The sequence below is a fragment of the Terrimonas ginsenosidimutans genome, assembly GCF_022012415.1.
Taxonomy (GTDB): Bacteria; Bacteroidota; Bacteroidia; order Chitinophagales; family Chitinophagaceae; genus Terrimonas_A; species Terrimonas_A ginsenosidimutans.
In genome coordinates this window covers 301,574-319,144 of record NZ_JAKLTR010000002.1, presented here as the reverse complement: position 1 = coordinate 319,144, position 17,571 = coordinate 301,574, and the positions used below count along the sequence as shown (strand labels likewise).

General features: G+C 46.0%; 12 protein-coding genes. 5 read left to right on the top strand and 7 right to left on the bottom strand.

The genetic code is table 11. The features are described from left to right. Nucleotides 1-220: 220 nt before the first annotated feature. The 3 genes from queD to metE form a co-directional block, all read right to left on the bottom strand. A complete protein-coding gene (gene queD / locus LZZ85_RS03835; RefSeq protein ID WP_237868621.1) occupies nucleotides 221-577 on the bottom strand; it encodes a 6-carboxytetrahydropterin synthase QueD in 357 nt (118 codons plus the stop codon). 198 nt (nucleotides 578-775) lie between these two features. Beyond that, entirely contained in the window at nucleotides 776-1,735 is a 960-nt protein-coding gene (locus LZZ85_RS03830; protein ID WP_237868620.1) for a methylenetetrahydrofolate reductase, read from the bottom strand. A gap of 161 nt (nucleotides 1,736-1,896) precedes the next feature. Next, a complete protein-coding gene (metE, locus tag LZZ85_RS03825; RefSeq protein WP_237868619.1) occupies nucleotides 1,897-4,197 on the bottom strand; it encodes a 5-methyltetrahydropteroyltriglutamate--homocysteine S-methyltransferase in 2,301 nt (766 codons plus the stop codon). A 374-nt stretch (nucleotides 4,198-4,571) separates the two neighbouring features. On the opposite strand from metE, the gene LZZ85_RS03820 reads away from it, so the two are divergent. Next, nucleotides 4,572-5,036: an Lrp/AsnC family transcriptional regulator gene (locus LZZ85_RS03820; protein ID WP_237868618.1), complete on the top strand. Its 465-nt coding sequence runs from the start codon at nucleotides 4,572-4,574 to the stop codon at nucleotides 5,034-5,036. 474 nt (nucleotides 5,037-5,510) lie between these two features. Next, nucleotides 5,511-7,946, top strand: a complete 2,436-nt coding sequence (locus LZZ85_RS03815; RefSeq protein ID WP_237868617.1) for an FtsX-like permease family protein — start codon at nucleotides 5,511-5,513, stop codon at nucleotides 7,944-7,946. Between the two features lie 134 nt (nucleotides 7,947-8,080). Here LZZ85_RS03815 and LZZ85_RS03810 read toward each other — a convergent pair whose 3' ends face one another. The 3 genes from LZZ85_RS03810 to LZZ85_RS03800 all read right to left on the bottom strand — a co-directional run bounded on the left by LZZ85_RS03810 (nucleotide 8,081) and on the right by LZZ85_RS03800 (nucleotide 11,203). Then, nucleotides 8,081-9,802 (bottom strand): phospholipase D-like domain-containing protein, encoded by a 1,722-nt coding sequence (locus LZZ85_RS03810; protein WP_237868616.1) that lies wholly within the window; start codon nucleotides 9,800-9,802, stop codon nucleotides 8,081-8,083. A 366-nt stretch (nucleotides 9,803-10,168) separates the two neighbouring features. Then, nucleotides 10,169-10,441 carry a hypothetical protein gene (locus LZZ85_RS03805; RefSeq protein ID WP_237868615.1) on the bottom strand — a complete coding sequence of 91 codons (273 nt, stop codon included), beginning with the start codon at nucleotides 10,439-10,441 and terminating at the stop codon, nucleotides 10,169-10,171. A gap of 99 nt (nucleotides 10,442-10,540) precedes the next feature. Then, a complete protein-coding gene (locus LZZ85_RS03800; protein WP_237868614.1) occupies nucleotides 10,541-11,203 on the bottom strand; it encodes a hypothetical protein in 663 nt (220 codons plus the stop codon). Between the two features lie 717 nt (nucleotides 11,204-11,920). Between LZZ85_RS03800 and LZZ85_RS03795 the strand changes: the two genes are divergently transcribed. From LZZ85_RS03795 to LZZ85_RS03785, 3 genes are read left to right on the top strand one after another with little or no spacing between them, the layout of a single operon-like run. Further along, the gene (locus LZZ85_RS03795) at nucleotides 11,921-13,396 is read left to right on the top strand and encodes an ankyrin repeat domain-containing protein (protein ID WP_237868613.1); all 1,476 of its coding nucleotides are present in this window, start codon (nucleotides 11,921-11,923) and stop codon (nucleotides 13,394-13,396) included. Between the two features lie 3 nt (nucleotides 13,397-13,399). After that, on the top strand, nucleotides 13,400-13,897 hold the full coding sequence (locus tag LZZ85_RS03790; protein ID WP_237868612.1) for a DUF2271 domain-containing protein: 498 nt from the start codon (nucleotides 13,400-13,402) through the stop codon (nucleotides 13,895-13,897). Between the two features lie 16 nt (nucleotides 13,898-13,913). After that, nucleotides 13,914-16,109, top strand: a complete 2,196-nt coding sequence (locus LZZ85_RS03785; protein WP_237868611.1) for a PepSY domain-containing protein — start codon at nucleotides 13,914-13,916, stop codon at nucleotides 16,107-16,109. Between the two features lie 150 nt (nucleotides 16,110-16,259). On the opposite strand, the gene LZZ85_RS03780 is transcribed toward LZZ85_RS03785, so the two are convergent. Next, nucleotides 16,260-17,450 carry a substrate-binding domain-containing protein gene (locus LZZ85_RS03780; RefSeq protein WP_237868610.1) on the bottom strand — a complete coding sequence of 397 codons (1,191 nt, stop codon included), beginning with the start codon at nucleotides 17,448-17,450 and terminating at the stop codon, nucleotides 16,260-16,262. Between the last annotated feature and the right edge of the window lie 121 nt (nucleotides 17,451-17,571).

The window sequence follows — 17,571 nt, the reverse complement described above, 5'->3', positions numbered from 1 at the left end:
ACGCCGTGTAGCTTGATAAAGTTCACGATAAATTAAATCCCGGGAGGTTAAAGAAATTCACAGAATGTGTATAATGAAATGTGTGTGTTACACAAATATGACGGGTGTACTCCCGGAGGCCGGAATGGGATTGGGCAGACAGATGTTATGAAAGATCATCTGCTAATGTACTGGCTTTAAACTCAGTATGTTTTAGCAAGAAACCGCTTAAAAAACATTTTTATTCCTCATATATAACTCCCGAGCCTGGAGTCTCCTTCAGTTCGATCCGCTTCAGCTGCGGCAAAGCCGGTTTTAACCGCTGCCAGATCCAGAAAATGACCTTTTCTGCGGTCGGATTTTCGAGCCCTTTGATATCATTCAGGTATTTGTGATCCAGCTCATCCACGACGGGTTTTACAACGGCTTTCAGATCGCCATAGTCCATCACCCATTGTTCATGCGCCTTCGCCTCCCCTGCCACACACACTTTCAGCAAATACGTATGTCCGTGCAGCCGCCTGCATTTATGTCCCTCAGGAACATTTGGCAGAAAATGGGCTGCATCAAAACTAAATTCTTTATATATGATCATCATGGGCGACAAACTTCGGATACCCCCTGCGGGGAAATTATGATCGGGGTCAGTAATTGTATTGATTGTGATATGGCCGGCGAAAATGAGCGGAAAGGGGAACCGAGACTGCCCCGGGGGCAATAATCCGTGCAACAGGAGGAGATCGAATATAATTATACCCCGGCGGCACGTGTCACCACCGGGATATCGTAACGGATATTATTCAGCAACAGGAATTGCTTTCCTTTTGCGGATGCCTTGCTGTTCAAGCATTTCGCCAATCCTGTTCACCATATGAATAGATGCTTCGATCTCGTCTTTTCTGATCGCTACACTCTCGATATTAAAACCGAATGGGATGGAACGTTCACTGCAATAAGTGATCATTTCTGCCGCGATATCGAGGCAAATGCCCACAGACCTGTCCAGCATATTCTCTGCATTCTTCAATTCTTCTTTCATCTCATCAGGAATATGGATACCAAGCCAGTCCATGAATTCAAGCGTTTTCAACGAACCACATGCAGTAAGTGTGAAGATGATCGTCGGTACGGCAGTGGATTGCTCCCTGCACGTACAGCCCAGATCATCGATCATTTTCCTGGCATAGTCAAGATTAAAAACACATTGAGAAATAAAGTATGATACCCCCCAGCTGGCTTTCTCCAGGATACGCTTATCCTCATCATTCAATACAGCATGTCTTTCCGGGATCGTAACGGCGCCCACAACAGACGAACTGCTGTTCTTACTCCAGATCTGATACGCTTCGGTCAATGTGGTCTTCACCGCAAAATCCGGCGCAGGGATGCCGACAAATACAGGATAAAACTGATGCTGATGGAGGTCGTCTACCCAGGCAGACAATTCTTCCTGTGAAAATTTACCCGCCGGGCGATAAATGATCTTTGGCAATTGCAGCCCCTGCAGGTATCCGCTTGCAAACTCAAATGGATCCCATGCGGTGATATAGGGAAAAGGCCTTTCAACCGAAGTTCGGGCCGACTCGTCCTGCACATCATAAACTATCAGCGCATCGATGTCCAAAGGCATGATCCTCGCTATTGTTTTCTCAGCGATCTCAGCAATACGCTGGTGATTTGTTTCAGACTTCTTTGGCGGGGTGATCCCGTAGGTTAAAATGCCGGACTCTCCGGATCTGATCTTGTTCAGGAACATAAGCAGTGGTATCTATATATTTTTTGCCTTGTTAACCGGGCAATTCCGCTAAAATACTGCGCAGTTGATTGCTTACCAAATCGGGAACACGAATTATGCGTTCCATGCAAAAGGGTTCAATAATTACCTGACACGGGTTGTACTTTTTTTATTTACGTTATCTAACCGCCGAGGCTGGTCTTCGTGCGGGCCTGCCTGGCAGCGGCAACCATGTTCTCCAGCGCTGCTTTGGTTTCCGGCCATTTACGTGTCTTCAAACCGCAGTCGGGGTTCACCCAAAGATGTTGAGCCGGCAAGAGATCCGCTGCCTTTGCCAGTAGCGAAGCCATTTCATCTATGCCCGGCACCCTCGGCGAGTGAATATCATACACACCCGGTCCGATCTCATTCGGATATTCGAAATGCGCGAATGCCTGAAGCAACTCCATTTGTGACCGCGAAGTCTCAATCGTGATCACATCTGCATCCATAGCGGCAATATGTTCGATGATGTCATTGAACTCACTATAGCACATATGCGTGTGGATCTGCGTCCTGTCTTCTACACCACTGGCGGTGATACGGAACGCATTGACCGCCCAGCCCAGATAAAATGATCGGTTTGCTTTCCGCAATGGCAAACCTTCCCTGATGGCCGCTTCATCGATCTGGATAATTCCAATGCCCGCACGCTCCAGCGCGACCACTTCATCACGGATCGCAAGCGCGATCTGGTTAGCGGTAATATCACGCGGCTGATCATCCCGCACAAAAGACCACTGGAGTATCGTGACCGGGCCGGTCAGCATACCTTTCATCGGTTTGTTCGTCTGCGAAGCCGCAAACCTGGTCCATCTTACCGTCATATTCTTAGGCCGGCTGATATCTCCATAGATCACGGGAGGCTTTACGCATCGGCTGCCATAACTCTGTACCCAGCCATTTTTGGTAAAGAGGAATCCATCCAGCTGCTCACCAAAATACTCTACCATATCATTACGTTCGAATTCACCATGCACCAGCACATCCAGCCCGAGGTCTTCCTGCCAACGGATCGCCTCGACAGTTGCCTGTTCGATGGCCGCATCATATTGCTCAACCGTCAGTTCGCCTTTTTTGAGCTTTGCCCTTAACTCACGGATATCATCTGTCTGAGGAAAAGAACCGATCGTTGTAGTAGGAAATAAAGGCAGCTCAAAACGTTCACGGTGCAATTGCTGACGAACCGCGAAAGCGCTTTTTCTTTGTCCATCTGCTTCCGTGATCGCAGCAACACGGCCCTTTACTGACTGTTTGTGAACCCTCTGCGAAGAATGCCTGCTTTCGATCGCTTTCTTATTTGCCTGTAGTAATACATCATTTCCTTCAGCCACCTGTTTAAGCTCAGCAACTTCATTTAGTTTTTGTTTCGCAAAAGCCATCCAGCTCCTGACCTCCGGATCCAGCGCAGTCTCCAGTTCCAGGTCAATAGGGCTGTGCAGCAGGGAACAGGACGGCGCGATGATCACACGATCTGTTCCTAATTTGTGTATCGATTGATTGATCAGGCCAAGCGCCTTTTCATAGTCATTTTTCCAAACGTTACGACCATCCACCACGCCGATCGAAAGCTGAAGATCAGGCGGGATCAGCGCCAGCACCTCATCCAATTGTTCCGGAGCGCGCACAAGGTCAATATGCAAAGCCGCTACAGGTAAATTGACGGCCAGCTGTGTATTATCGAGTAAAGCTTCAAAATAAGTAGCCACTAAAACCTTGATCCCGCCTGCATTTGCCGCTATGGCGCGATAAGCCAGTTCAAACGCTTCCTTTTCTTTTTTGGAGAGATCCAGCGCAAGACAGGGTTCATCCAGCTGGATCCATTCAGCTCCCAGCTCCTTCAACCGGCCAATGATCTCTATGTAAACAGGAACAAGTTTTTTGATCAGATCGATTCGCTCGAATCCCTGTTCTTTTTCTTTGCCAAGCAAAAGATAACTTACCGGGCCGATTAATACAGGCTTGGCTTTCTTTCCCAGTATGCTTTTTGCGCTCTTATATTCGTTGAAAATATTTTCATTGGAGATGTTGAACTCCTGACCCGCGGTAAATTCTGGAACGATATAATGATAGTTCGTATCAAGCCACTTGGTCATCTCCATTGCCGTAATATCAAGCCCGTTCTTCTGATAACCACGGGCCATGGCAAAATACAGATCGGTCTCGCTATCCGTTCCTCCCGCTGCCAGCACGGGCGAATACCGTCCGGGTATTGCACCAAGCAATACGCTTGCATCAAGTGTCTGATCATAGAAACTAAAATCGTTACACGGGATCAGATCTATGCCTGCATCCAATTGTGTTTTCCAGTTATCTTCCCGGATCCTGGCTGCAACCTCTTTCAGCTGGTTCAGATCGATCTTGCCTGCCCAATATTGCTCAGATGCTTTTTTGAGTTCTCTGTGACCACCAATCCGTGGATAGCCGAGATTTTGCGTTAGCATGTTGCGTAAAGTTTAATGAGTTGTTACTTTAAATGATATCAAAACAATGTTCTTAGTTAAGCATTTCGCCGAAGGCTCTTCCGATGGTCCATGATCATTGAAATACTGAAGAATAGTCGCGCGACAGTCCACGATTTACACATGGTTCCCTTTTAATTCAGGTGAAGCCGGAAACCTTTACCAATTGGGTTCAGGACGGAAAAACAAATGCCGGCATCTATCTAACAGAACTAAATCCCGGACAAATGTATTTTATAAGACTAATAAACTTATTATCGGCCAAATATTCAGTTGAATGAACTGCAATTACCTAATTTTGCCATCGATTTAACGGCAACGTTTGCCGATTGAACTGATCACCAGAAAATTATTCTATGACAGAAGAGCTGGATAACATTGACCGGCAATTATTGAAGATGCTTGGCGAAAATTCCAATCACACGATGAAAGAACTTGCCGCCAAAGTAAACCTCTCCGCATCTCCGGTATTCGAGCGGGTAAAGCGGCTTGAAGCAAATGGGTTTATCAAGAAGTATATTGCACTGATCGACGCAGAGAAGCTGAACTACGGGTTGATCGTATTCTGCAATATCAGACTCAAGCAACATGATAAAAGTATCGGTCACGAATTTGTGACGGATATCCTGCGGCTGGATGAAGTGGTTGAATGCTACAACATCTCCGGCGACTTTGACTTTCTCCTGAAGGTTCATGCCAAAGACATGAAGCATTACCAGGAATTCGTATTCAATAAACTCGGCTCGGTGAAAAGCATTGGAAGTACTCACAGCACATTTGTCATGTGTGAGAATAAGCATTCTTATAACATCAATCTTTAACCGAGAGCCGTTCCGCATGCTTTCTCATGTCCTTTATGCTTTTCATTGAACAAACCGGAGGTGATAAGAAGGTCACGAACTGCTAGATAGTTTGTCTCACTGTAGGTTTGAGCTGGTGCATTTTAGAACATTGATCGTATCAAAAACGGACACATTGATCTATGCCTTTCTCTTCCCAACTTGAAAATCAATTAATTAAAAATTGGTACCGACTTTGGATAAGTTTGTCACCGATCAAATTCCAATGTTGTTTAGTTAAGAGATCTTTCTACACTAGCTCAATGGCCGACAGCCGGGTGCCGCATTTGGATGGAAGCTATCGCGGCTAATTGGTATAGGGTATTGACACTAGCAGGTATATGTATTTTCGGCCAACGGCCATCGGTCATCGGACATCGAATGAACTTTCGGGAAAATCCTTCACTAAACGACATTGGATTAAATTCACTGTTACAAAAGAAACCAGCTGCAGCTATGTCAACCAACTTCTTTACAACAACGTTCCGTTTTCTCTGGAAGCGTAAGGGATTTTCGTTTCTGAATATTTTTGGACTCGCCATTGGCATTGCAGCAAGTCTGATGTTATTTCTAATAATCAGGCATGAATTATCGTACGAAGATTTTCAAGAGAATAAAGATCGTCTTTACAGGGTAACAGCGAGTCAGTATTCCAAAAGCAATAATGAAGTAAGTTTACGAACCGCCGGTATTGCAATGGCTCTGCCGGAGGCGCTGCGGTTGGATTTCCCGCAACTGGAAAATATCGGTGCCCTTTGGCAGATCGGGAGCGCTCAGGTATATATACCGTCTGAAGGCATCGGCGAAGAAAAAAAATTCAAAGAACCTGGTGGCATGTTCTGGGCTGAAGCCGGGATCTTTGATATGCTCAGCGTTAAGTTCATCGCCGGAAACGCTAAAGCACTGACAGAGCCGAACAAGGCCGTGATCACAGAAAGCCTTGCCCGGAAATATTTTGATAACGCGTCGAATGCCATAGGAAAAACCGTCCAACTCTGGTCGTTCAGAATCCCGCTGCAGGTAGTTGGCGTGTACCAGGACCTACCTTCCAATACCGATATTCCCATTCATTTTGCCGGGTCCTTTCCTACCTTAAAAAATGCCGCTCCTGGCCTGTATTCTCCTGAAAACCTCTGGAGCTCGCTGCGCCGGCCAGCTGAGTGCTTTGTGATGGCCCGCGAAGGACATCAGATCGTGGCATTGCAATCCCAACTGAACACGTTTACCAAAAAATATTTGAAAGACACCAAAGACCTGAGGACTGAGCTGAACTTTCAGCCACTGGCATCCATGCACCTGGACAAGAGTTTTGAAACCTATGGAGAAAACGGGCTATCAAAAAGGGAGCTATGGTCGCTCAGCCTGATCGGAGTTTTTCTTTTACTGGTAGCCTGTATCAATTTCATTAACCTGACCACTGCGCAATCTGTTAATCGCGCAAAGGAGATCGGGGTCCGGAAGGTATTAGGCGGGAACAGGAAGCAACTGATGCAGCAATTCCTGCAGGAAACGGCCTTGATCACATTCATAGCAGTTGTGCTGGGATGTATTCTCACCTGGATCTTCCTGCCAATGATGAATACACTGATGAACAAAGACCTTTCATTGAATTTTGCGCAGTATCCAGAGATCCTCGTTTACCTGTTCATCACGGCAACCGTGGTGACGCTGCTTGCAGGCATTTACCCTGCGCTGGTACTGTCCGGTTTCAAACCGATGATGGCATTCCGGAGCAAGACCGCGGCCACCTTATCGAAAGGAATTTCGCTCAGACGAGGACTGGTCGTATTCCAGTTCGTGATCGCGCAGCTATTGATCATCGGAACATTTGTAGTGGTAAAACAAATGAACTATTTCAGAAATCAGCCAATGGGTTTTGATAAAGAAGGGATCGTCCTGATCAATCTTCCCAGTGATAGCACCCTGAAAGCGAGATACCCTGCGTTGAAAGCGCAGATGCTCCAGGTTAGCGGAGTAACCAATGCCAGCCTTTGCATGGATGCACCTACCAGCGAATGGCCCTATACCAGCGGGTTTGTATTTGACAACGATGTGGAAGAAAAAGGATACGATATAGGGTGCCAGCTTGCAGACACGAGCTACCTCTCGACATTTGGCATCCAGCTGATCGCAGGCCGCACTTTGTTCCAAAGCGACACCCTGAAAGAAGCGCTCGTAAATGAGCTGTTCGTCAAAAAACTGGGATTCAAATCACCACAGGACGTGATCGGCAAAATGATTGCGCTGAGTAACTGGAACAGAAAGATCCCGATCGTCGGGGTGATCAAAGACTATAATAACAAACCTTTCCGCGACGAGCTGACTCCACTCATGATCACGACGGAATACAATACCTACGAGTGGATCGCTGTCCGCATGAGAACTGATGGAATGAATGCGACAATGGAAGGCGTCAGCAAACTCTTCACCAGCTTCTATCCTACCTATTTATATGATCCCGTATTTTTAGATGAACGCGTGGAAAGATTCTATCATAATGAAGCGCTCACCGCTCAACTGTTCAAGATCTTTTCCTTTTTAGCCATCCTGATCTCCTGCTTTGGGCTGTATGGACTCGTATCATTTATGGCAGTTCAAAAAACAAAAGAGGTCGGCATCAGGAAAGTCCTGGGAGCCTCGCTGACGAACATCGTGTACATGTTCTCCAAAGAATTCACCTTCCTCGTGATCATTGCCTTTATAGTTGCAGCGCCGATTGCCTACTATTTCATGAATAACTGGCTTGCCGGGTTTCATTATCACATTAGTATCGGCGCTGGCGTTTTCATACTGACAATACTATCAAGCATAGTCATCGCATGGCTGACGGTCAGCTATAAAGCACTGAAGGGTGCACTGGTGAACCCGGTAAAAAGCCTGAAAACAGAATAAACTGTTAAGGCAAACACTCAAACGGAAGGAAGATCGCACACATCATTCAATAATAACGCCCGCAGGCTATGCGGGCGTTATTATTATTTACCAGGTAAAAGGATTATCCACGATACCATTGCAGCACCAACCGGTCATGCAAACAATTTCCTGTCCATGATCTTTCTTGTATTCGTATAATCTTCCTCCCACCACGCTTTTTCCGCTGCTGTCCGCGGAGGTTTTGACAACACGATCTCCATTCTTGCTTTCGCTGCCTGTTCCTGTATTACACGAAAGTGATAATGATCGAACATGGCCAGTGATGCAATGGCATAAGAAGTGGCTATACGTCGATCTTCTATGAGCCAAAGGTTTTCACCATTCTTCCCGTCAGCAGCTTTTGAAAAATTATACGAGCCTGTGTAAACCCGGGCTGAAGGCTTGTTAAAGTCAAGCACAAGGAACTTATGATGCATACGCACCCCACTGCCGCCGTCTACCTCCCGCTTAAACGCGGTGGGAAGATTTTTCTTCAAAGCAGTTGGACTCACAACCGATGTTTTCCCATCCGGCCTGGTCAACTCCAGCCCGCCGACCTTTTTATCCGCCAGGCCGTAACAAAAGATCTGATCGTCGTCCTTTATCTGTTTGATCGCCTCTTTGATCGTTCCTGGCGTTTGATTAAGAAATGCAAGCGAAAAGAAAAGACTGGAGTTTACAGCATTGATGTCCTGTGCTATTTTATCCAGTACAGAATTAGCAGTATTGTGCGGTGAGAAACAAACCTTCGCTTTTATTCCGGTCAATCCCAGATCAGACCACTCCGCAGAGCTGGATTTTGCAAAAACAGACACCCCGTCTCCCTGAAGCCAGTAGTTCTCAAATGCAACAGCAAATGGTTTGATCGCTTTCTCCCCATGAACCACCACGGCATTATTACTTTGAACAAATAACCCGCGCCATGAGTAATTGGTAGAGCCGCCGAGCGCCGCCCTGATCTTTTTACCGTCAACAATGATCATCTTATTATGCTGCAGCCCACCTGCATGCTGACGGATCACATTTTCATTTCCGGCAGACAGCTTCAGGATCTTCTCAGCCTGATTTTCGCCGGAGCCGGTTTCGCCATGATCGCCATCATTGTCAATAATGATCTTAAGCCTGTTGCCAAGCTTTTCTAGCTTACGCACAATGCTCCCCTCGCTCAGATCATATGCAATCACCTTTACCTGTGCTGTCTGATCTGCAATTGCCTGATCAAGCAGATCATTGATCACCTGGCGGGCTTCGAACCCCATCCAGGCTAACGCTTCCCCGGATTTAGGATGCGTTGGCTGAAACCTTATTCCCTCTTTGGAACTACCCGGAATAAGCGTATTGACCTCCTCATTGGTTGAGCAATATCTTTCTGCAAAAGCCTGAGATGAAACAAACCCACGCGTATATGCGATATTGAGTTGCTTAGGATACGTTTCCCTTCGAAGCTGTAGCTTAGCCTGCTGTGACTTTCCATAAGTGAGTTGATCATCTTTATCCATAAACACTGGTGTAACTTTATACGTATACAGGCCTTTCTTTTCCGGATTCATAGGAAAATGAACCCACCGGAATTTCTGAAACGGAGATAAGAGTGACGATTTCCGGGAAGCAGACACCACTCCACTATCTTTGAAGGAGATCCTGTTAGATAACGCAAAATATTTATCACCGCCCGGTTCTTTGTACTCTATTGCAAAACCTACAAAGTCTTTTGGTGGCTTTTTGCTATTCTTCCAGTTCATGGCAATTAATGCCATTCCGTCCCCGCGATGGATCTTTAATGTAAATAAGGCTTGTGAATTTGTACCCACAACCTGAAAGTCTTTTTGGCTCATAAAAAGTGATTAAGGTTTAATAAATATGGTAGAATACAAGAGGGAAAAGGATGATCACAGCTACCTGGGATTTGTCAACAGACAAACGGTCTCAGGATACTTGATACGCACCGGCCCCACACATTTGTTAAGGAATAAATACTTTGAGACAATGACCATTAACGCACAGAGAAGACCGGGACAATAGAACGTTCAACCGGATCCGAATTAGCGGGTTATAATAGGGCGAGAAGATAAAGCGAATGTATATAGATTTCCGCGACTGACATCATCGTAAAAACACCTGATTTATACAGCGTGTATATAGCCGTTTATGATCACATCTTAGACATAATCTGATCAAACATTCAGGTAAGATCGCAAATCCTATTGTTTGATTTCTTTCAGCCACATGACGATCACGATGGTAATAGGCAGCGCTGACATGGCCAGCGCGCCGACCATTGGTCCGGTTTTCTTTGTAAGCAACAGAAAAATTGCGATCGCTATATAAGAAGCGAACCCGATCAAAAGGGTAAAAGCGGTGCCTTGCCCTGCCGGATCCGTGCCATTAGTCGAGCCGAACATACTGTATGCCCAAACCAATAGCAAAATGACCTGGATACCAATGGCGATCTGTCCGGCTATAAAGAGGATCATGTGTTGAAATTATTACAGCGCAAAGAAAGCACGCTCTCCATTTGCCACCGCCCGCTATTGAGTAGAAGGAAGGAACTGATTTGTAAATAACAATCAATATCAGCGTGGCCTTACCAGCAGTACATCCTTTTTCGAAAGCTTTGACCGCATATCAGGAGTCAGGGTTGGATCATTATCTTCTTTAATGAAGTGATATGACTTTTTGAAGTACTGAAGCGATTGCCTGATTTTCGCCGTATCTCTGACAATCGTAAGCGTTTGCACAGAATCCGTACCTACCGTGCTTTCTGCTGGTTTTTCTGTCAGACTCGAGCTCAGCTTATCAAGCTCGCCCGTTTTCTGCGCCATCAATGCCAGGAATTCAAAGTAATGACGGCTCACCGCGCTATCGCAGGGACGCGTATTATACGCATAAAAATTACTTTTCATCAGGATCTCCATGCGGATGCTCTCCTGCGAGAGATCCTGCCGGAGCGTGACCACATCACTCTCCAACCCGAGCGCCCCGCCTACTGTCGGAGAGGTCATTCGCTGAATAGAATCCATGACCGTGAGGTTCGCCTCCACCCGCGACGTATAATCCTGCGCAAATACCGGATAAGCCTGAGACGGATTAATAAACACCTTAACCGGCAAGGTCTTGTCCGGCCCGCAATACATCGTCTCCGTTTCTTCCTGCTTCCTGAATGTATCCCGCAACAACCAGAATGCGAGACCTGCGCAGATAACAACCGTTACCGCTATGATAATGGCTTTGTTCATTGAGATTATTTATGCTTGAAAATACGACATCTTCAGCTCGGGGCAATACCACATACGGAGTAATCAAAACATGACCCTGCGTGATTACCCAACTCTAACCCTAATAAGAAAGGGGCCGCGCTGTTGATGCGGGATATTCTTCAGCTTTTGCCGGCGTAGGTTACGCAGATCTTCTTCTGAAAGCCGAAAATTTCATTTCACCCGGCTTCAATCTTATTAAACACAAAACATGGATCAGATCACTGTAACACTACTACGCCACAACTACCGCTGAAATTGTATACCAGGAAGCGATCAATACTATAAACAAGATCAAAATGAACTCCTGATCTTATCAGCCGCCATCCCATTAATTCAAAAAATCCCCTCCATCCCGGTCCGGATTGTCAATACACTGTAAAATGAATACATTTTCCCGGATCATACTCCTCTTTTTCCTGATCGCGAAAACAAGAAACATGTTGCATGCGGAAATTTGAGCATTGTAGCGAATGTTCCAACAAAAGTTCCCGGGATGATCCCTTAATAACTGCCCTGCCTTCCGGCATACGGATAACAGACGGTCGCGGCACCCAGGTTACTTCACTGCACTTCGTTTCATTTCTGGATCATGATCTGTTTGTTCAGCGCCGCTTTTCTAAAGCCGCCACATCCGGATACGATCGTACTAACGATGCCAGCCTTATTATTTAAAACAGACCATTATATAAATTGAGTATGAGAAAAACTATCCTGGTAATTCTTGCAGGTTTTCCGGCATTATTATACGCTCAATCCGGCAGCCTGACAGAATCTGCCTTCTGGCGGGAGAAACCCGGTATCGAAAAAGTAAAGGCAGAGATCGCAAAAGGGATCAATCCCACTACCGTCTCCGCGAATGGCCTCGACGCCGCAGCACTCGCCATCAACGCCTCTGCCGATAACGAAGTGATCAAATTCCTCTTATCACAACAGGGTATCGACGTAAACAAACCTTTTTCAGCTGGAAGGACCTATATGTTCTGGGCTGCCAACCGCGGCAATACGGACATCATGGAATACCTGATTTCCAAAGGCGCCAAAGTAACAGTTTATGATGAATTCGGATACTCCCCCTTTACTCTGGCCGCTGCTACCGGCCAGGCCAATACCAAAGTATATGATCTCTGCATCAGCGGCGGCATCGTCCCCAAAAAAGAGATCGCACGCGGCGGCACTAATGCACTGCTGCTGATCGCTCCATATGATAAAGACTTCAAACTGATCGAATACTTCATCTCAAAAGGCATCGACATCAAAAGCAAAGACTCCGTGGGAAGCACTGCCTTTGATTATGCCGTAAGATCCGGAAGCATCGACGTGCTGAAAAAACTCGTGGAAAAAGGCGTTACGTTCAGTCCGAATATCATGTATACGGCAAGCGTGGGCGGGCGCGGCACTACCACTCCAACACTGGAACTGTTCCAGTATCTCGAATCATTGAAAGCAGACCCCAGGGGTGTGTCCGCCAACGGGGACAATGCTCTTCATATCGTTGTGCGCAGAGCAAAACAGGAAGAGATCATCAAATACTTTATCTCAAAAGGCGTGGATATCAACCAGGCAAATGCTGACGGCACCACTCCCTTTATGAACGCCGCTTACCTCAACGCAGACACCGCAACGCTTGCTTTCCTCATGCCTTATGTAACAGATATCAACCAGGTGAACAAAAAAGGAAATTCGGCCTTATCAATGGCCGTACGGAGAAACTCTCCTGATATAGTGACCATGCTGTTAAACAAAGGCGCAGATACCAAAGTGGTGGATGCAGAAGGATATAACCTGACCTTCTACCTTGTCCATTCATACAACGTACAACGCCCGGAAGCCTTTGAAGGAAAACTTAAACTACTTCAGGCAAAAGGGCTTGATGTAACTGTTCCGCAAAAGAACGGAAACACGCTTTACCATATGGTGCTTTACAGGAACGGCCTTCCCCTGCTGAAAAGGATCGAAGCATTTAAAGTAGACGTAAACTTAAAAAATGCCGAAGGACTGACAGCTCTGCACAAAGCTGCTTTAACCGCCAAAGACGATAATATCCTGAAATATCTTTTATCAATTGGTGCAAAAAAAGAAGTTCAGACTGATTTCAGCGAAACAGCGTTTGACCTGGCAAAAGAAAATGAATTCCTCACCAAAAACAAAGTCTCCATTGATTTCTTAAAATAAGTTATGAGAAAGATAAACATCACCAGAACCGTTCTATTCCTTTTCGCATTTGCGGCTTTTTCAACAGCTGTTATCGCGCAGAAACCCGGCTTTACAAAATACAAATGCATGGTGCAGATGACCAATTATGTTGGCGAAGCTGCCTACATTGTAGTGTCATTGATCAACCCTCAGGACGAGTATGAGAAAACCCTGTACGTAATGGGCCCTGATAAAAAATGGTATGACCATATCAAAGCATGGCACAAGTTTAATACGAAGAAGCCGTCCAACATCAGTGCGATCACCGGCGCCTCCGTTGCAGGTGGTGACCGCAGTATGACCATGTTTGAAATTGAAGATGTTAAGGTAGATGCCGGGTATAAACTCCGGTTCGAAACTGCCGTTGAAGACCAGAAATACCATGAAAAAGACATTGAAATCCCCTTAACCAAAGAAAATTTATCTAAAAAAACAGAAGGCCCGAATTACATTCGCTATGTGCGTTTCAGTCTGAACTAATTATTTCTATCACACAATGACCATATCTGTTTGGAGATACAGCCACCTGGCATTGGCTGTATCTTCTTTTTTGCTTTTAGTGCTGGCCTCAGTAACCGGGATCATTCTCGCATTTGAACCGGTTGCCGCCAAAACCCAGCCATATAATGTCGAAGATCTCGACAAGCTTACTATTGCCCAAACCATTCCGGTCCTTAAGAAGAAATTTGCGGAAGTAACAACCGTTACAATAGATGCAAACGACTTTGTTACCGTCAATGGAATAGACGATAACGGCGAAAGTGTTACCGTATACGTAAATGCGCGTACCGGTGAAACCCTTGGCACGCCACAGAAAAAAAGTGAATTCTTTCAATGGGTTACATCTTTTCACCGCTCTTTGTTCTTAAATGAACTCGGTAGGTTCTTTATCGGGCTGACAGCCTTCCTGCTTTTACTGATCACGATCTCAGGCATCGCACTCATTATCCAGCGGCAAAGAGGGATCAAAAGATTCTTCACGAAGATCGTCAGGGAGAATTTCTTCCAGTATTACCACGTTCAGCTTGGACGTTTATTGCTGATCCCGGTCTTGCTGATCGCACTGACCGGTACATATCTTTCCCTTGTAAGATTCAAGATCATCCCGGATCATAAAGTAACCCAGAACATAGACTTTGACAAGATCGAATCTGACCCGCAAAAAGACCTTTCGCAATTCGCGATCTTTGCAAATACACCTCTTTCACAGGTAAGAGAGATCGAATTCCCTTTCTCGGAAGATGTGGAAGATTACTTCACGCTTAAACTGAAAGACAGGGAAGTGACGGTGAACCAGATCACGGGGGACCTGCTGAGTGAATCTGTGTACCCCGTCTCTGTATTAATGACCGAACTAAGTCTTAACCTGCATACGGGACGGACAAGCGCCATCTGGGCGATCGTGCTGGCCCTTGCTTCCGCCAATATCCTGTTCTTTATCTATTCAGGATTTGCGATCACCTTCAAACGTCTCGGCGGGCGCACGAAAAACAAATACAAGAAAGATGATTGCGAGTATATCATTCTTGTCGGCTCAGAGAATGGGACTACCTATAAATTCGCAAAAGCACTTTACCAGGCTTTACTGAAGAATGGCCAGAAGTGCTTTGTTACAGAACTGAATAATTACACCACGTTTGCAAAAGCAAAACAGATTCTTGTGTTGACGGCAACCTATGGTCTGGGAGATCCACCCGCCAACTCAAAAAAGTTTCTGCAGATCCTGGAGAAAACTCCACAACCTCATCCTGTTCATTTTTCTGTGCTGGGCTTCGGTTCAAAATCATATCCTGATTTCTGCAAGTTCGCTTTCGATGTACACCAGTCGCTTTCGATGCAACCCTGGGCTACGCCTTTGCTGGAGATCCATACGATCAATGATAAATCTCCGGTTGCATTTGGCGAATGGATGGAATTGCTTTCCGCAAAAATTGAGCTTCCGCTGAATTTCTCCGTCGATTCGCTCGCGGGTAAACCCAAACGCCTGCACGATCTGACCGTAGTAAAGAAAACGCTTGTCAAAACGGAAGATGGCTCATTCCTTATTTCTATGAAACCGGATAAAAGGCTACGGTTCACTTCCGGTGACCTGCTGGCAATCTATCCCGCAAATGATTATCGGGAAAGATTATATTCTATTGCAAAGGTCAACAATCATATCCAGCTGAGCATAAAACTTCATCAGCATGGCTTGGGTTCCGGGTTCCTGTATAACCTTCAGGAAGGCCAGGCATTAAAAGCTGCCGTCGACAGAAATCCTCATTTCCATTTCCCGTCAAAAGTCCCTGCGGTCTTCATGATCTGTAATGGCACGGGCATCGCACCATTCCTGGGAATGATCCATAACAATCAGAAGAAAACGGAAACCCATCTTTATTGCGGCTTCCGCGCCAGCGCTTCTTTTGAACTCTACCAGGATCCGATCGGTAAGGAACTTCAGGCAGGCAATCTGAAAACACTTCACCTGGCTTATTCCCGCGAAGCGGATAAGCAGTATGTAAATGACCTGATCCGCCGCGACCAGGAAACTATTGCACAAAAAATGCAGGAAGGCGCCGTGATCATGATCTGCGGATCACTGGCCATGCAGAAAGATGTTCTGGAGATCCTCGATGAAGCATTTAAACGGATCAACCATAAAGAAGTAAGCTACTATCAGTCGCATAATAAGATCCTGATGGATTGTTATTGAGGAAGGGAGGAAGGTTTAAAAGTTTAAGAGTTTAATAGTTTAATAGTTTAATAGTTAAAGATTTTTACAACTGACAGACTCCACTGAGTTTACCAAAAGGGTTCAACATTCGCCTGATAAAGCATCCCAGGCTTTTAAACTATTAAACTATTAAACTATTAAACTTTTAAACTCTTTCCCCCTTGCGCCTTCCTTCTTCGACGAACACCTCTCTATCAGCGTTGTCTTCAGAACGGTTGTCGGAGGTATGGCGAACCGATCGTCTTTGATCTTGTTCAGCAGTAAATGGATACATGTCTCTGCCATTTGTTCAATAGGCTGCTGAAGCGTGGTAAGCGATGGTTCGATCACTTCGGAGCGCGAATCATTACTGAAGCCAACGATCCCAAGATCCGGCCCGACATGAAGACCACGTTTTTTCGCTTCAATGATGAGATAGATCGCTGCGGGATCATTTACGGCGAATACAGCATCCGGCCTGGATGATTTATCGAGCAGGGTCTTTGCACACTTACAGGCATCTGCCTGGCTAAGATCATGATAGATCGTCCAGTTGGGATTGTATTCCAATCCGTGTTTTGTAAGCGCATCCCTGTAACCACGAAAGCGGTTCTTGCTGATCTGCAGATTGCCGGGCCCGCCTATATGACCGATATTTCTATACCCATTCTTCACCAGGTGTTCGGTACCGATAAAAGCGCCGTGGTAGTCATCTGCCAGGACAGTTGGAAATCCCGGCTTATTCTTCACCCGGTTAAACAATACCACCGGCACACCGGCATCACTATAAACCTGTAAATGGTCGAGCGATTTGGTTTCACTGCTTAACGATAGCAATACCCCATCCACCTGGTAGGCAAAGAGCCGTTTCAGCACATCCACTTCATTACTGAAGCTTTCGTTCGAGTGACAGATCACCACTTCATAACCAGCCAGTGAGGCGGCTTTCTGCGCAATGATGATGAACTGTGAAAAGAAATTAGTGATCAGCTCGGGCACAACGATCCCTATTGAATAACTTTTTCTTCTGACCAGGCTCGATGCAAAGTAATTGGGAACATAATTCAGCTCCTGCGCCATTTTCAACACAGCATCACGTGTTTCCTGGTTGATATCGGCGCTGTTCCGTAACGCGCGGGAAACGGTAGACTTGGAGATCTTAAGCTTATGCGCGATATCGAGAATGGTGGCATGATGCGCCGGAGAGCTCTTTTTACCTGGTGGAGGAGATTGAAAAGTGAAATAATAATTGCAGTGTTTGCAATGATATCGCTGCTTCCCTCTGACCTGTCCAGCCCTGGCGATCCCACTTACCTCATTACATTTCGTGCATTTTATCACTGGCAATACGTTTTATCGGATCCGGAGTTGCATAATCCACGCGGAAAATAATGAAAATTTCTGAGCGACTGGCGTAGGAGTATCGCAAAGAACGCAAAGCACTGCCACGGACGCGAGGGAC

Coding starts and splice junctions, on each gene's coding strand:
- queD (WP_237868621.1), bottom strand. CDS start 577: ATGATGATCATATATAAAGAATTTAGTTTTGATGCAGCCCATTTTCTG.
- LZZ85_RS03830 (WP_237868620.1), bottom strand. CDS start 1,735: ATGTTCCTGAACAAGATCAGATCCGGAGAGTCCGGCATTTTAACCTAC.
- metE (WP_237868619.1), bottom strand. CDS start 4,197: ATGCTAACGCAAAATCTCGGCTATCCACGGATTGGTGGTCACAGAGAA.
- LZZ85_RS03820 (WP_237868618.1), top strand. CDS start 4,572: ATGACAGAAGAGCTGGATAACATTGACCGGCAATTATTGAAGATGCTT.
- LZZ85_RS03815 (WP_237868617.1), top strand. CDS start 5,511: ATGTCAACCAACTTCTTTACAACAACGTTCCGTTTTCTCTGGAAGCGT.
- LZZ85_RS03810 (WP_237868616.1), bottom strand. CDS start 9,802: ATGAGCCAAAAAGACTTTCAGGTTGTGGGTACAAATTCACAAGCCTTA.
- LZZ85_RS03805 (WP_237868615.1), bottom strand. CDS start 10,441: ATGATCCTCTTTATAGCCGGACAGATCGCCATTGGTATCCAGGTCATT.
- LZZ85_RS03800 (WP_237868614.1), bottom strand. CDS start 11,203: ATGAACAAAGCCATTATCATAGCGGTAACGGTTGTTATCTGCGCAGGT.
- LZZ85_RS03795 (WP_237868613.1), top strand. CDS start 11,921: ATGAGAAAAACTATCCTGGTAATTCTTGCAGGTTTTCCGGCATTATTA.
- LZZ85_RS03790 (WP_237868612.1), top strand. CDS start 13,400: ATGAGAAAGATAAACATCACCAGAACCGTTCTATTCCTTTTCGCATTT.
- LZZ85_RS03785 (WP_237868611.1), top strand. CDS start 13,914: ATGACCATATCTGTTTGGAGATACAGCCACCTGGCATTGGCTGTATCT.